The organism is Acinetobacter sp. ANC 4805 (assembly GCF_022549495.1).
In the GTDB taxonomy this organism is placed as follows: domain Bacteria; phylum Pseudomonadota; class Gammaproteobacteria; order Pseudomonadales; family Moraxellaceae; genus Acinetobacter.
Map to the genome: position 1 here is coordinate 217,491 of NZ_JAKZGD010000004.1, position 14,515 is coordinate 232,005.

Sequence of the window (14,515 nt, forward strand, 5' to 3'; positions counted from 1 at the left end):
AATTTCTTCAAGTTCTGATGACCAAATAACGATGATGAGAGTTTAGTCATTGTGGGGAGAGTAATATGACGGAAATGAATGATTACGACGAAAACACAGAAGATTCTGCTGTAGACGATGAAGAGGCGAAAGCCGCAGAAAGTGGTGCGGATAATGAAGAATCGAGTGCCAATGATGCAGATCTTGCTGAAGCAGAAACTTTAACTGTGACTGCAAAGTTAAAACAGCGTCAAGCTTTGGAAGATGAAGTGGCTGCGTTTCTAGCACGTGGTGGGCGTATTACTGAAGTTCCACCCGGTGAGCATCAAGATTAAGTCTGCAAATGACAAAGAAAAAGCATCACGATTGTGGTGCTTTTTTGTGTTGATGCGCTTCATGCCCACATTCGAGTGGCTGATGTAACTCTTTTAAAATCCCACATTGTTCAATCGTACGATGTTGTGAACATTGTTGTTTTAAATGGGTTAAGTCTTGTTTGAGATGCTCTAGATTTTTAATCTTCTGCGATACTTCAGCAAGATATTGATCAATTAAGTGATCGACTTCCATACATGTCTGAGCGGGATTAGTTGATAACGCTTTGAGTTTTTGAATATCTTGCAAGGTAATGCCAAGCTCTCGACAATGTTTTAGAAATAAAAGTTCTGAAAGCATTTGCGCAGAATAATAACGATAATTTCCCGCAGTTCGGTTGGCTTTTTCGAGCAGCCCAATTTTTTCATAATAACGAATGGTATCAACTGAGACGCCTGACTTTTTTGCCAATTGTCCAATCGTGAAATTTATCATGCTTGACTCTGGAGTTACTCTAGGGTTTTAAATCACTATAAAAGATTGAGTGAGAAAAGTCATGGCAGGATGTGGTTGCAATACAACATGTTCACCAACACAAAAGATTAGCCCCAAATTTAGAAAAGCACTTTGGATTGCTTTAGTACTCAATGCATTGATGTTCTTTGTCGAGATGATTGGGGGATCACACGCACGTTCGGTATCGTTATGGGCAGATGCATTAGATTTTGCAGGTGATGCTGCAAACTATGCAATCTCTCTGGCAGTATTGTCCATGACCTTGTATTGGCGGGCGACAGCAGCTTTGCTAAAAGGCATCACAATGGCTGCATTTGGGATTTTCGTCATAATTAAGGTGATTTGGTCATGGTGGTTAGGTGTAACACCTGAGCCCATGTTGATGGGTACAATTGGTCTACTCGCATTGGTTGTAAATGTCGTTGTTGCATTGATGCTTTATGCATTTCGTGATGGTGATGCCAATATGCGTTCTGTATGGTTGTGTAGCCGTAATGATGCGATTGGCAATATCGCCGTGATTATCGCGGCAGTCGGTGTGTTTGGAACAGGCACCATGTTTCCTGATTTATTCGTGGCCTTTGTGATTGCGTACTTGGGCGTTTCTTCTGGCGTGAGTGTGATTAAACAAGCCAGAGTAGAAAGAAAAATAGACCAAGATGCTTTCGGCACAAAAGCTTAAAAGAGATTGTTTTGATACTTTATCTTAAGAGAGGTGTAGATCTCACAGAATCTACACCTCTGTTTTTAATCTTTTTGAGTGAGTTCTAAAGCTCGTTGATAAGCGATTTTCTTTTTAATTCCAGTTAAATCAGCAGCCAGTTGTGAAGCCGCTTTGACTGATAAATCTTGTAATAAGCGCTTTAATAACTCATCTAATTTATCTTGTTCTAGGTCTTTTTCAGCAGATGCGCCGCCTACCACAACTACAATTTCACCTTTTTCTTGATTGTGATCATTTTCAATAAAATGAATCAATTCTTTTAAGGTCATTTTCTTGATCGTTTCAAAAGTCTTGGTAATTTCACGGGCAAAACCCACAGGACGATCTTCACCAAATACCTCAGCCATATTTTTAACACTGGCTAAAATACGATGCGGTGCTTCATAAAAAATAAGTGTTTGTGTTTCATCTTTTAGCTTTTCAAGTTGGCTAATGCGTTGCGAGGCTTTAGATGGTAAAAAGCCTTCAAAACTAAAACGATCACTTGGTAAACCCACAGCACTCAAAGCTGCAATTGCGGCACAAGCACCAGGTACTGGAATGACGCGAATATTGTGTTCTTGCGCTGCACGTACTAACTTAAAACCAGGGTCACTGATTAATGGTGTACCTGCATCACTAATCAATGCAATACTTTCACCATTGAGCATTCTTTGTATAAGCTGATCAATTTTGTTACTTTCATTGTGATCATGACATGCAGTTAGTGGTGTTGAGATATTATAATGTTTAAATAGTTGAGCAGATTCGCGTGTATCTTCTGCCGCGACGATTGATACTGACTTTAAAATATCAATTGCACGAAAGGTCATGTCATCTAAGTGCCCAATCGGGGTTGCTACAACAAATAACTGAGCACTCATAAAAGGTAACTCCCTGAAGTATTACAAAATATTGGTTGCTGCTCAGTTTGGCAGCAATGATGAGTCCAGTTTATACGGACGTATTGGTGATTCTACCCGAATCAGGTGTAATAGCGCGAGCCAGTAACGGCATTAGCCCTTGTTTCTTGAGTGCTTATACAGCATCTGGTGGCAAAGAAAAAATAATTTTTGTAGATTGAGCCAAAATAGCAGCAACCTGATTTTTAAAAAATTGGGTATGAGCTATATAAAAATAGAAGCCAAACTTTAAAATAAAAAATGAGGAGCGAATGGAACAAGACATTTTAGATTTAGGAAAATGGGCTGAACAGCAAGCACGAGCATTATTGGAACGAGAGAATTATCAGTATGTAGATCAAAACTATCATTCACGTTATGGTGAAATTGATTTAATTGTTAGATTAGGAAAGGAGCTTATTTTTGTTGAGGTAAAGGCGAGATCTGCTGGCAGTTATGCAGCGGCATGTGAAGTCATCACTGAGTCTCAACAACGTAAAATTATTAAAACTGCACAAATGTTTTTACAAAAACACCCTAATTATGAAGATTTTGATTGTCGTTTTGATGTGATTTGTTTTGATTTTCCAAAGAAATTTGCAAAAACAGTACAACCAGATTTTTCAAAATTGCAGTATGATCAGCAATGGATTAAACATGCGTTTACTTTGGATTGAGTAATCACTTATTATTTTTAAGATAAATGCCAACAGGTTTTTAGATAGGGAGTCTTGCCAAGTGTTAAAACGTTTAACGATTACGTTACTTTGCGCTGCAAGTTTATCAGGATGTGCGAGTTTTATTTCAGGTGGTACAGGAACTTCGCCTATTGGTACTGAAAGTGGTGAGCGTAGTTTAGGGCAGGTTTTTATTGATTCTTCGATTAAGCGTACTGCAAATATTAATTTATATAAATTAGATCATCGTTTTAAACAATCACGTATCAATATTGAAAGTTTTCACAGTCATGTTTTATTGACAGGACAAGTGCCTGATCTGTACTTAAAACAATTGGCAGAAGATAACCTTAGAGCAATGAGTGATGTGAAAGCTGTGCATAATTACATCACTGTTGGGGATAAGGTTAGTTATAATACCATTATGCAAGATTCAACAGTCACTGCAAATACGCGTGGTCTATTGATGAGAGCGCCAGTCGTTTCTGATAGTAAAGTGCTTGTGCATACTGAAAATGGCATACTTTATATCATGGGGCGTTTGAATACTGCTGAGTTAAGAGATTTAGATAATGTCTTACAAAAAGTTGGTAATGTGAGTAAAATTGTGACGCTGATTGATAATATTGATCAACCATCTGGAACGATAGCAAGTGCTACAGCAGCAACACCAATGCTTGGCAGTGCCTCAACACAACCTTTAGTTGAAACTCCAGTTGCAATTGATCCTGATCAGACTGAACCTGCGACTATTACTCCGACTAAACCCTAATTTATGAAGCAACTTATTCAACAAGTACAAGAAAATGTTATACGGGCGAAAAACTTTTATCAGGAATTTCGCCTTTATGATTTAGCAAGTTATTCGATGAATTATCTGACGCCAAAGGATACTTTTGAAAAAGAAGAACATCTTGCTTATGGATTAAAAGCCAGAAATCGATTGGATCTTTATCGAACTAAAAATCCTAAAAAACAAAAACCTTTGATTGTTTTTGTGCATGGTGGATCATGGCAACATGGTAATAAAAGAGACTATTTATTTATTGGTGAGACCTTCGCACGAGAAGGCTATGATGTTGCAGTCATTAATTATCAACTCGCACCTGAGAATATCTTTCCAGCATTCGTTGATGATTTAGCTCAAGCAGTTCATTATCTAAATCAAAATAAAAGTAAGTTGAATATTTCAACGGACAATATCATTTTAATGGGGCATTCAGCGGGTGCTTTTAATGTAATGTCTGTGGTGTATTCAGCTCAATCTCAACAGTTTAAATATATAGACAATATCAAAGCAATCGTTGGATTGGCTGGTCCATATCATTTTGATTACAAAAATGATCCATTATCTGAACATGCTTTTGATCAAAAAATATCGTATCAACAAGTGATGCCGTATTATTTTATTAATCCGAATAAGATTAAACATTATTTGTTGATGGCTGAAAATGATCAGTTGGTTGAAAACCATAATAGTTTTGATCTGGATATGGCATTAAGGGAAAAGGGTAATCATAGCCATGTGATGATTATCCCAAAGACAGGACATATTACCATTGTGGCGACTTTGGCCAGTTTTGTGAGCCATTATTTCAAAACCAAGCGAACGATCTTGCACTTTTTGGATGAAGCTTTGGAAGAGTAGAAAGAGAATCTGAAAGCTTACTAATTTTCAGTTCTTTCGTACTTCATGTTTGAACTCGCCATATACTGATAAAGAAAAGTAATACCCTAGACTCAATGCTTTCTAGGGGATTTTTAATTTAAGATGGTATGAAATATTAATTTAATTATAAGGATTGGTGTTTTTACTCTCTTTTAAAATATTTTATAATTCCTTTCGTTATTAAAATGAATAACAGACTTATAGGTATTGTTATTAATATTAATGAGTCATGATTCACTAATCCTTTACTAACTAATTCTTTCTGGAGTAAAGGCATTAAGATAAATGGTAAAAGTCCTACTAATAAAATAAATTTTGATTGATTTAATTTTCTGATAATCATTGTGCTTACTCATATTATTTTATAACTGTATCAGTCAAAGAATAATATTCTCTTTTAAAAGCGGTGAGATTTCAATTATGAATGATTCTTAGGTGACTTTATTTTCAATAATCTGCATGATCATTGCATGTGCAATACTACCTTTAAATGGAATTTCAGGTAGTTGATCAAATCTAAAGAATTGGGCTTCGCTAATTTCTTCAACTTGTAATTGAATCTCACCTGAATCATATTCAGCATGAAAAGCGATCATTAAATTGCTTGGAAATGGCCATGGTTGGCTCGACATATAACGAATGTTTTTAAGTTTTAAACCAACCTCTTCAAAAGCTTCTCGTTGTACAGCTTCTTCTAGTGTTTCACCGACTTCAACAAAGCCTGCGATTAACCCATACATGTTGCTTTTATTATGTACTGATTTCGCAAGTAAGACTTCATTATCACCTTTGGTAATAATCGTGATGATACAAGGTTGCACACGAGGGTATTGATGATAACTACAAGCAGGGCAAACCATTGCGTATTCTTTGGAATGAATTTCTGTCACATGCCCACAATGGCTACAGAATTTATGGTTGCGTCGCCATTCTAATAACTGGACTGCACGACTAGCTTGTAGGAACTCTGTAGTTGACCATGATTGAATTAATTCGCGGATAGGTACTAGTTGATAGCCTTCGGGAATGGCTTCATTCTCAAGCAGATCACGCGCGATGACGTGATCATTATGATGTAAGGGTAGATCACTTGCCAATTTTTCAACTTCTGGTAGTTGAAGGTTTTGGTCGACTAACAGTTTTTGGTGTTGAAAAATATAAGCAAGTGATAGTTGAGTCATTATGCGGCTATGTTTTGTAATTGCTGACTGCTTGATAATGCCACATCAAACATAGATTGCAATACAGGTTGCTTATTCTTCAGGTTATCTACGAGTAAATCTAAACCAGCCACAACATTGAGGATGCAGTTAATTTGTTCAGCATCAATGGCTTGATTTTGATTTAAACGATGCTGCGCAAAATGCGCTGCGCCTAATAGAGCAGTTTGTTGCACTGGGCTACCTAAGAATAATGCAGCACCAGATAACTCATTGAGATATGTAGGAAGTGCTTCTAAGGTGTGTGCTGCTGGATCTTGAGCATATAGGCTTAAGGTTTGCGTTAATGCTTCAATCAGGGTTTTTGTTTCGGTCAATAATGCTCGGTGAGCTTCATCTAAACGATCTAAAGAAATTTGCATATTGTTGACGCGTAATTGTAAACGACTTGAAGTGTAATTACGCTCTAAGATACCGATTGAATTCATCGATGCCAAAATGCTATTCATTAACTGTTGGATTGAAGTCGCATCCGTTAATGTATTGGGTTGGCTCAATTTTTCAGCTTGTTGGGTTAACTCTTTCGCTGCTTCATTCAAATTAAGTACTTTAAACACATTTGAAAGCTGGGTTAACTTTTGCTGAAGTTCTTGAGTTTTTTCAGCCGACATATTTTGATGGTTATACTCAATTTCATTACGAATCTGAGCCATTTCATCTGTCATTAACTGACTGATGGTATGTACTGTTTCGTAGTCAGGGCCATATAAATGACGGCTAAGAACTTGAAGCTGCGTATCACTTAGTAACTCATCACCAATATTCAATTGTTCACGAATATGTTGAGATAAATTATCTTCTTGGCTAATACAAATAGTTAAAATATCTGCCAAATCAGCAATACTATTTTGAAAAGCTGATGGTTGTGCTAAGAATTTTGCAATATTTGTTTCGATTTGAATCAGAGTACGTAAACGTGCTTCTGTAATCAAAAGCTCATCAATATGTCCTAAGCCTACATTGACCAATTGCCAATATTGTTGGCTAGGTAGATTATTGGCTAAACCTGCAAGGTAAACACCAACCAGTTTAATGCCTTGTAAATCGAGAGGAGATTCACTTTGTTTAATCAGCTTGTTTAAGCATAATTTATAGAGCTGGTGGATATATTGTGACTGTTCCAAGCTCGGTGCTTGTGGCAAATTAAAATTTGGTGTTATGAACTCCAAGAAAGGTTGCAGAGCTTGCCCTTCTTTGGTGATTGGTTTACCCAGTGCTTTTTCTAAACGATTGAGTGTATCTGTTAAGAACTGTGGCACTCTTACTTCACGTAAACAAATAAATTCCATATAGCGTTTTAACATGGTTGTCCCTTCACTGAGAGCAACAACATCGCTAGTTTTAATTTGTTGTGGTTGTGCCATAATTTGACGCATCAACTCAGCTGAATATTGAGTGATTTGTGCTAAATAGGGCATGTCAATCAACGCAAGTACTTGAGTACATTGTTCAAACTGATTAAGAGCATCATCAATACCGAAAGGTAACGCTTGTTCTTCGGCAAGTGTATTGACTGCTGTCTCCACCAATTTAATCGAATTGTCGATCTCATTTTTTATTATTAATAATGCAGTTGGGTCGAAATGAATCGAGGTTTGGTAAGACATATGACCTACACCTTTCCTAAGTTGTTATATCCATAACCTCCTAGAATAGGAGGCAAAATCATTAACAGTTAATATAACTTAAGTTTGAAAACTTGAAATACAAAAACTTACACTCACCAGCAAATTTATTTTGTAAAAAGGCAAGCGCTTCCATGTTTTTGTTCAAATTGTTTGATCCAAGTCTCATGTTCATTTAATTCATGCTCTGATGGGTAGATGATTGGTAAGTCTGCTTCAATACGAGAACGAACCGTTTTATTTTGGTTGTGTTCTGTTTGAGAAAGGGCATCCATATCAAAAGAGACTTGCCCACCTGTCATTGCTAAATAAACATCGGCTAAAATTTCAGCATCGAGTAGTGCGCCGTGGAAAGTACGATCTCGTGCGGGAATTTCATAACGGCGTACCAAAGCATCCAAAGAGTTTTTTTGTCCTGGGTGCTTATTTTTTGCAAGTGCGAGAGTATCTGTGACTTCACACACCTCAGACAGTGAAGGTAAACCAACACGGTTGAACTCCATGTTGAGGAAGTTCATATCGAAGGTTGCATTATGGGCAATAATTTCAGCACCTTGCAAAAAGCTGAATAATGTATCGGCAATCTCGGCATATTTCGGTTTATCTTGTAGAAACTCGTCGCTAATACCATGCACATTCTCAGAATCGCCAACAGGCTTTTCTGGATTGATATAAATATGGATTGAGCTGCCTGTCAGTTTTCGATTGATCATTTCAATCGCACCGACTTCAATAATACGGTCACCATCTTGGAAATAGAAACCTGTGGTTTCCGTATCTAGAATTAGTTGACGAGGCCCTTGAAGGTTTAATTTTGCCTCGGTGATGACAATGTGGGGGTGTTGGGCACGTGTTGAAATATCTTCTATTGCTTGGGGCACAGTTGCTACCGCATCAATGTTAGGTTCTTCGATGCTAAGCTCGTCATTGTCTTCGATCAATTCCTCTTCCTCTATATCGAGATCAAGACCGAAAGGATCATTTAATAGCCAGTCAGCTTCAGGCTTTTTTATATCAGCGTTAGCCTGTGTTGAAGATTTCATTTGTTGAGCAGTTTGTTCAGCACCAAGATTGGCTAATTGATCTGCCATTTCATTACCTGCATGTCCTGCATGACCTTTAATCCAATTCCATTCGATATCACGATTGGCACAAACGGCATCTAATTTCTGCCATAAATCAGGGTTTTTAACATCTTTCCAATTTTTCTTTTTCCAACCATGAATCCATTCAGTAATGCCTTGTTTGACATAATTAGAATCTGTCCAAATAATCAGTTGTGCATCTGTTGGGCAAAAATTAACTCCCTCGATTGCAGCTTGGAGCTCCATTCTGTTATTGGTTGTTTCAGGTTCACCACCAAAAAGTTTATGTTTACCTTGTTCAGTAATGATATACGCACCCCAACCACCTAAGCCTGGATTGCCTTTGCATGCGCCATCAACATAAAGTGTGATTGTTTGAGACATAGTTGAACCTAAAAATTAAGAATTTGAGTTGTATTGCAACCAGAAGATTGAAATAAAAGCGATGTTTTATTTGCATATATGCCGTGAAAGTTTAGCACTCTCGTCAGATAAGTTATATTGTAAAGCGAAATTTGGGTGCTGAACGGTTACAAAACTCATATTTTTTAATTTCTTGTAACATTTCCATGCAAATCACGTTAAATTATCGCCTTGTCTAAGTGACATGCTTTACTACAATGGCAAATCAAAGAAATAAACTAGCGTGAGTTGACTGGAAGTTTTTATGTATAAATCGAACACATTGGTGCTGCAAACATCTGCGACATCATTATTCAAAATCACTGTACTCACTTCTGCTCTAACTGCGTTGGGAATCACGACTGGTTGTTCATCAACCCCCCAGACAAACAAAGTATCGTCATCTAAACAAGTGAGTTCAGGATATTTAGACGCAAGTAGTTTAGATTCCTTGGAAGATTTACTTTCAGCAACAGATATGCGAGCAGTTGAAGGTGATCGCTTGTTGGTCTTGAAACACGGTGATGTGTGGAAGCGAATGACAGTTGGATTCAAAATGGATTTAAACCATTGGGATTCGCGTATTGAAGCTCAGCGTAGTTGGTTTATTTCTCGTCAGCCTTATTTAGATCGTCTAAGTGCGCGTGCCAGCCGTTATTTATATCATACGGTTAAAGAAGCTGAACGTCGTGGTATGCCTACCGAATTAGCATTGCTTCCTGTTATTGAAAGTTCTTATGACCCGGCTGCAACCAGTAGTGCGGCAGCAGCAGGCTTGTGGCAATTTATTCCGAGTACGGGGCGTATCTACGGTTTGCAGCAAACCAGTTTATACGATGGTCGCCGGGATGTGGTTGAGTCGACACGTGCTGCTTATGAATTTTTAGGCAGTTTATATAATCAGTTTGGTTCGTGGGAATTGGCTTTGGCTGCTTATAATGCAGGGCCGGGTCGCATCCAACAAGCCATTAACCGTAATCGTGCGGCAGGCTTGCCAACAGATTATTGGTCATTAAAGCTCCCACAAGAAACCATGAACTATGTACCGCGCTTTTTAGCGGTAGCGCAGATTATTAAAAATCCAAGTGCATATGGTGTTGCGTTACCTCCAATTGCGAACCGACCTCACTTTCGTGAAGTGGGTCTGGCTGGGCCTTTAGAATTGAATCAAATTGCTTCGATTACAGGTTTAAGTCGTGCTGAACTCTATGCATTAAACCCTGCACATCGTGGAGAAATGGTTGACTCAACCAGTCCAATGCGCATTTTAATTCCCGCAGATTTAAGTCCATCGATTGATGCCAAACTACGTTCGGGTAAAATCAGTTCTGGCGGTTTCTGGGCAAGTAATAGCCAACCACCTGCGATGAATAACCCATCGAATGTAGTTACGACAACAGTTCGTACAACAACCAACTCAGGTCAGACGATTACACCTTCGACAAAGACACCACCACCTTTAACGGCGACCAATACAACACGTCCAACAACAGCAACAATCACTACGAGCAAAACAAATACACCACGGGGCTCTGATGCATTGGCTTCATTTGCTGCTGCGGCTGATGTGCCAAGTGCGCCACGTATTCCCGTTGCGATTACACCTGCTGTGAATGTTAAGCCTGTCAAAATTGAACCACCTATTTCAATCAAAGAGCGTGAGCAAATTATTGCTGCTGTAAAAGAGACGGGCGATAAGAAAACAGTTACTCAAATTTTAGAACCGCAAGCTACGCAAGCAGAAAAAGATCAAGTTGTTGCTGAGATAAAAGCGATTGCCCCACAAGGTACAGAAATTGTCGATCCATTTGATGGCAAGATTAAGTTAACGGCAATTCAGACCAGTCAATCGGTTGCAGATCAAACAGGACAAGAAGTCACCAAGGGCTTTGCGTATCCGAAAAACTTAGTTGAAGATGCGACAACTGCAAATAGTGAAGATGCGAAGCGCAATCAAGGTAAGCCGTATATTAAAACCGATACCGATGTGGTCGTGGTTGCACCGAAAGGCAAGCGTAGCACCTACGTTGTACTACCTGGCGATACCCTCGCATTCATTGCACAAAAGAATGGTGTGAATTGGCGTGATATTGCGACATGGAATCAAATTGATCCAACAGGTACTTTGTTTGTAGGTGCAAGCTTGTATTTGTATGATGCAAAACCACAAGTGATTGAGCCACCGAAAGTGGTTGAGCGCAAACCTGAGAGTTATGTAGTGCAATCAGGAGATAACCTCACCAATTTAGCAGCACGTTTTGATTTAACCCTGAAACAGTTAGCTGACTATAATAATTTATCAGTCACTGACAATTTATTTGTTGGGCAAAAGTTATCGTTAAAAGAACCAAAAAATAATACACGTAATACTCCAACGACTGCACCACAATCAACGCGTACTACAGAAACGAAAGCAGCTACTGCACCGAAGGTTGTTACGAAGTCTTATACGGTGAAACGTGGCGAGTATTTAAAGTTGATTGCTGATCGTTATGCTTTATCTAATCAAGAGCTGGCTGATTTAACCTCAGGTTTGACTGCGAATAGCAATTTGTCTGTGGGGCAAAAAATTAATGTACCACAGCATGAGGTCTCAAAAACTGAAGAGGTCGCTGAGCCTAAAAGTACGGTTAAATATGAAAATGTAACAGCTTCAAGTAATTATAAGACAGAGTCTTATATCGTACAGCGTGGTGATACTTTATCGAACATTGCAACGAAATCCAAAATCACATTGAATGAATTGGCTGAACTGAATAACCTGAAAACCAATAAAAGTGTGCGTTTAGGTCAGGTTTTAAAGATTCCAGCAGGTTCAACGATTCCTGAGCAGTATGTAGTGCAATCTGGTGATAGCTTAAATGCAATTGCTAGTAAATATGAGCTTACCGTGAATTATATTGCTGATCTAAATGGTTTGGAACGTACCGCAGGTGTTCGCGTTGGTCAAAAGCTAAAACTCACAGGTGATGCACCAAGCAAAAATAATGTGAGCAATAATAGCAAGTCAAAAGATAAGGATAAGCAAGAAACTGCGCCAGATATTTATACTGTTAAATCTGGGGACACTTTAGGCAATATTGCGAGTCGTTATTATTTACAACTGGATTATGTGACCGCTTTAAATGGCTTATCTCGTGGTAGCAGCGTTCGTGTGGGTCAAAAACTGAAACTTACAGGTGATGTGCCAAAAGCAGAAACAGCAAAAGCGGAAAATAGTAAGAATAGTTCAAAGTCAGCGCCAAGCAAGAATACTGAGAAATATACGGTTAAAGCAGGCGAGTCTTTGAATAGTATTGCAAGCCGCTTTGGTTTGTCAGGTCGTGAATTAGCAGAGCTAAATGATCTGAAAGCCAATGCAAGTTTACAACGTGGTCAAAGTATTTCTGTCCCTAAAACAGTGACTGAATATAAAGTAAAACGTGGTGATACTTGGATTGGTTTAGCAAGTAAATATGGGATGGACACTAGTGCACTTGCTGAAATGAATGATTTAACGCCAAGTACTCAATTGCGGATTGGCGATGTCATTAAAGTACCAAATCTGTAATTGTTAATGAATTCATTTGTTTTATTTAAAAGGCTTAGTCTATTTTATGGATTAAGCCTTTTTGTTCAGCTTTCATTTGCGACGATGCAGACCACACCTTATTTAGCCATGCATGTTCAACCCAAATATGCAAAGTTGAGTTCGATGCCTTATGCCAATCCGAATGCGCCAAAAGGTGGAATCCTTAGCCAATCTAGCTTGGGGACATTCGATAATTTAAATAGCATGAATGGCAAAGGGAGTTCTACTGAAGGGGTGAATTATCTTTTTGATAGTTTAATGGATCGTGCTTTAGATGAGCCACGCGTCATGTACCCGTTACTCGCAGAGAAGGTGAGTTATGATCCTGATCATCTTAAAGATGTGACCTTTCATTTAAATCCTCAAGCCCGTTTTAACAATGGTCAGCCTTTGACCGCAGAAGATGTTAAATTCACCTTTGATACCTACCAAACGAAAGCCAATTTAGGTTTTCAAATGTATTTGTCTGATTTAGCAAAAACGGAAGTGATTTCTAAGTATCAGGTCAAATTTATTTTTAAGTCCAAGAACAATGTGGAAATGCCACTAATTTTGGCGAGTCTACCGATCTATTCAAAATTGGATTGGAAAAATAAAGATTTTACGCGTGTGACACTACAACCGATTGTCGGTTCAGGGCCTTATATTGTTGATCGAATTGATGCAGGGCGTAGTATCACCTATAAACGCAGTCCGAACTATTGGGCAAAGGATTTGCCTGTCAATAAAGGGCGTTATAATTTTGATCGACTCAAATATGTGTATTATCGAAATTTAGATGTCAGTTTTGAGGGCTTTAAATCTCGACAATTCAATTTATATGAAGAAAAAAATATCCGAAATTGGGTTACAGCTTATCATTTTCCCGCCGTGCAAGCAGGTCAGATCAAAAAATACAAAGCACGTTTGGGGACACCGCTCGATATTCAAAGCTTGGTATTTAATATTCGTCGTTCACCACTGAATGATATTCATCTTCGTAAAGCACTTACGTATGCTTATGATTTTGAATGGCAAAATAAGGCTTTATTCTTTAATCAAAATCGGCGTTTGCAAAGCTATTTTGATAATACGGATTTGGCTGCAACAGGTCGACCCAGTGCTAAAGAGTTAAAAGTACTGAAACCTTTCTTCGCTCAACTAAATCCAGTCATGCGACAGGGTCTTTTAGCCGATTGGCATTATCCTATTTCGGATGCGAGTGGTTTTAATCGGCAGAATTTATTGGTTGCACAACAAATTTTAAAAGATGCTGGTTATGTGATTCGTCATAATCAGCTATATGATCGACAGGGTAAAGAGGTTCGTATTGAATTATTAATGCAGCAAGAAAATCCACAACGTGAGCTTATGCCTTTTGTGCGTAATTTGAATCGTTTAGGTGTCCAAGTCAATCTCAGACAGGTGGATGTTCCACAATATATGGAGCGAATCCGTCACCAAGATTTTGATATGATGATGTTGAAATTGCCACAAACTTTGACACCTGGTAAGGAGCAAGCTCAATTTTGGGGCAGTGCTGCTGCGGATGAGGCAGGAAATTATAACTATTCAGGAATAAAGAACCCTGCAATTGATCAGATGATCGAGAAAATTGTGGCAGCCAAAAGCCGTGAAGATGTGGTGCTCTATACACATGTACTCGATCGTTTATTACGCGCAGGTTATTATCAAATTCTGACCTATGGGAAACCTGAGCGATGGTTTGCTTATTGGGATATTTATCAGCAACCTCAAATTAAACCGAAGCTTTCAGTTGGTTGGGAATATTGGTGGGTGGATGGCACGAAAGCGAAGAAACTCGACCAACCTATACGAAAATCTGACTTAAAATAATTAAGGATCTTATTA

General features: G+C 38.5%; 13 protein-coding genes. 8 read left to right on the forward strand and 5 right to left on the reverse strand.

The genetic code is table 11. From position 1 onward, the window contains the following. The first annotated feature begins 65 nt into the window (after nt 1–65). The gene (locus MMP60_RS07305) at nt 66–314 is read left to right on the forward strand and encodes a hypothetical protein (RefSeq protein WP_018678667.1); all 249 of its coding nucleotides are present in this window, start codon (nt 66–68) and stop codon (nt 312–314) included. Nucleotides 315–339: 25 nt separating this feature from the next. Here MMP60_RS07305 and MMP60_RS07310 read toward each other — a convergent pair whose 3' ends face one another. Next, nucleotides 340–789: a MerR family transcriptional regulator gene (locus tag MMP60_RS07310; RefSeq protein ID WP_241335654.1), complete on the reverse strand. Its 450-nt coding sequence runs from the start codon at nt 787–789 to the stop codon at nt 340–342. A gap of 61 nt (nt 790–850) precedes the next feature. Here MMP60_RS07310 and MMP60_RS07315 point away from each other — a divergent pair, with 61 nt between their 5' ends. After that, on the forward strand, nt 851–1,492 hold the full coding sequence (locus MMP60_RS07315) for a cation transporter (protein WP_241335655.1): 642 nt from the start codon (nt 851–853) through the stop codon (nt 1,490–1,492). Between the two features lie 65 nt (nt 1,493–1,557). Here MMP60_RS07315 and rsmI read toward each other — a convergent pair whose 3' ends face one another. After that, the gene (gene rsmI / locus MMP60_RS07320) at nt 1,558–2,397 is read right to left on the reverse strand and encodes a 16S rRNA (cytidine(1402)-2'-O)-methyltransferase (protein WP_241335656.1); all 840 of its coding nucleotides are present in this window, start codon (nt 2,395–2,397) and stop codon (nt 1,558–1,560) included. 59 nt (nt 2,398–2,456) lie between these two features. Between rsmI and MMP60_RS07325 the strand changes: the two genes are divergently transcribed. The 4 genes from MMP60_RS07325 to MMP60_RS07340 all read left to right on the forward strand — a co-directional run bounded on the left by MMP60_RS07325 (nt 2,457) and on the right by MMP60_RS07340 (nt 4,740). Continuing rightward, nucleotides 2,457–2,597: a hypothetical protein gene (locus MMP60_RS07325; protein ID WP_162147134.1), complete on the forward strand. Its 141-nt coding sequence runs from the start codon at nt 2,457–2,459 to the stop codon at nt 2,595–2,597. A 90-nt stretch (nt 2,598–2,687) separates the two neighbouring features. After that, nucleotides 2,688–3,092 (forward strand): YraN family protein, encoded by a 405-nt coding sequence (locus tag MMP60_RS07330; RefSeq protein ID WP_241335657.1) that lies wholly within the window; start codon nt 2,688–2,690, stop codon nt 3,090–3,092. Between the two features lie 61 nt (nt 3,093–3,153). Next, on the forward strand, nt 3,154–3,864 hold the full coding sequence (locus MMP60_RS07335; protein WP_241335658.1) for a BON domain-containing protein: 711 nt from the start codon (nt 3,154–3,156) through the stop codon (nt 3,862–3,864). Between the two features lie 3 nt (nt 3,865–3,867). Next, nucleotides 3,868–4,740, forward strand: coding sequence for an alpha/beta hydrolase (locus tag MMP60_RS07340; protein ID WP_241335659.1), 873 nt, complete (start codon nt 3,868–3,870; stop codon nt 4,738–4,740). 452 nt (nt 4,741–5,192) lie between these two features. Here the strand turns inward: MMP60_RS07340 and nudC are convergent, their stop codons facing one another. From nudC to dnaQ, 3 genes are all read right to left on the reverse strand, one after another. Further along, a complete protein-coding gene (gene nudC, locus MMP60_RS07345) occupies nt 5,193–5,942 on the reverse strand; it encodes an NAD(+) diphosphatase (RefSeq protein ID WP_241335660.1) in 750 nt (249 codons plus the stop codon). After that, nucleotides 5,942–7,588, reverse strand: coding sequence for a chemotaxis protein (locus tag MMP60_RS07350; RefSeq protein ID WP_241335661.1), 1,647 nt, complete (start codon nt 7,586–7,588; stop codon nt 5,942–5,944). Before MMP60_RS07350 ends, nudC begins: the two co-directional genes overlap by 1 nt. A 125-nt stretch (nt 7,589–7,713) precedes the next feature. Next, the gene (gene dnaQ / locus MMP60_RS07355) at nt 7,714–9,075 is read right to left on the reverse strand and encodes a DNA polymerase III subunit epsilon (protein WP_241335662.1); all 1,362 of its coding nucleotides are present in this window, start codon (nt 9,073–9,075) and stop codon (nt 7,714–7,716) included. 283 nt (nt 9,076–9,358) lie between these two features. On the opposite strand from dnaQ, the gene MMP60_RS07360 reads away from it, so the two are divergent. Both MMP60_RS07360 and MMP60_RS07365 read left to right on the forward strand, forming a co-directional pair. Further along, nucleotides 9,359–12,643 (forward strand): LysM peptidoglycan-binding domain-containing protein, encoded by a 3,285-nt coding sequence (locus tag MMP60_RS07360; protein WP_241335663.1) that lies wholly within the window; start codon nt 9,359–9,361, stop codon nt 12,641–12,643. Between the two features lie 6 nt (nt 12,644–12,649). After that, nucleotides 12,650–14,500 (forward strand): extracellular solute-binding protein, encoded by a 1,851-nt coding sequence (locus MMP60_RS07365; RefSeq protein WP_241335664.1) that lies wholly within the window; start codon nt 12,650–12,652, stop codon nt 14,498–14,500. Nucleotides 14,501–14,515 lie beyond the last annotated feature (15 nt).

Coding starts and splice junctions, on each gene's coding strand:
- MMP60_RS07305 (WP_018678667.1), top strand. CDS start 66: ATGACGGAAATGAATGATTACGACGAAAACACAGAAGATTCTGCTGTA.
- MMP60_RS07310 (WP_241335654.1), bottom strand. CDS start 789: ATGATAAATTTCACGATTGGACAATTGGCAAAAAAGTCAGGCGTCTCA.
- MMP60_RS07315 (WP_241335655.1), top strand. CDS start 851: ATGGCAGGATGTGGTTGCAATACAACATGTTCACCAACACAAAAGATT.
- rsmI (WP_241335656.1), bottom strand. CDS start 2,397: ATGAGTGCTCAGTTATTTGTTGTAGCAACCCCGATTGGGCACTTAGAT.
- MMP60_RS07325 (WP_162147134.1), top strand. CDS start 2,457: ATGAGTCCAGTTTATACGGACGTATTGGTGATTCTACCCGAATCAGGT.
- MMP60_RS07330 (WP_241335657.1), top strand. CDS start 2,688: ATGGAACAAGACATTTTAGATTTAGGAAAATGGGCTGAACAGCAAGCA.
- MMP60_RS07340 (WP_241335659.1), top strand. CDS start 3,868: ATGAAGCAACTTATTCAACAAGTACAAGAAAATGTTATACGGGCGAAA.
- nudC (WP_241335660.1), bottom strand. CDS start 5,942: ATGACTCAACTATCACTTGCTTATATTTTTCAACACCAAAAACTGTTA.
- MMP60_RS07350 (WP_241335661.1), bottom strand. CDS start 7,588: ATGTCTTACCAAACCTCGATTCATTTCGACCCAACTGCATTATTAATA.
- dnaQ (WP_241335662.1), bottom strand. CDS start 9,075: ATGTCTCAAACAATCACACTTTATGTTGATGGCGCATGCAAAGGCAAT.
- MMP60_RS07360 (WP_241335663.1), top strand. CDS start 9,359: ATGTATAAATCGAACACATTGGTGCTGCAAACATCTGCGACATCATTA.
- MMP60_RS07365 (WP_241335664.1), top strand. CDS start 12,650: ATGAATTCATTTGTTTTATTTAAAAGGCTTAGTCTATTTTATGGATTA.